Genomic DNA, 361 nt, shown 5'->3' with positions numbered 1-361 from the left:
CTTCGACGCGGCCGCCGACGGCTACGGCCGCGGCGAGGGCGCCGGTGCGATCGTCCTCAAGACGCTGTCGCGCGCCCGCGCCGACGGCGACCGGGTGTACGCCGTCATCCGCGGCAGCGCCGTCAACCACAACGGCTCCAGCGGCGGGCTCACCGTACCCAGCGTCGACGCGCAGACCGACGTCATCCAAACCGCACTGGCCCAGAGCGGACTGCCCGCCGAGGCGGTCGACTACGTGGAGGCACACGGCACCGGCACCCCGCTGGGGGACCCCATCGAACTCACCGCGCTCGACCGCGCACTGGGTGAAGGCCGAGAGAGGGGGCGGCCCCTGCTCGTCGGCTCGGTGAAGACCAACATC

Annotated in this window: 1 protein-coding gene; it reads left to right on the top strand. The window is 73.1% G+C overall.

Annotated elements, in window-relative coordinates:
* A partial coding sequence (locus J0695_RS36455) for a beta-ketoacyl [acyl carrier protein] synthase domain-containing protein (protein WP_206969055.1) occupies positions 1-361 on the top strand: 361 nt, incomplete at both ends.

Origin of the sequence: Streptomyces beijiangensis (assembly GCF_017315755.1) — a bacterium.
GTDB lineage: Bacteria > Actinomycetota > Actinomycetes > Streptomycetales > Streptomycetaceae > Streptomyces > Streptomyces beijiangensis.
The sequence above is the reverse complement of the archived record's forward strand: the minus strand, read 5'-3'. Positions and strand labels throughout refer to the sequence as shown.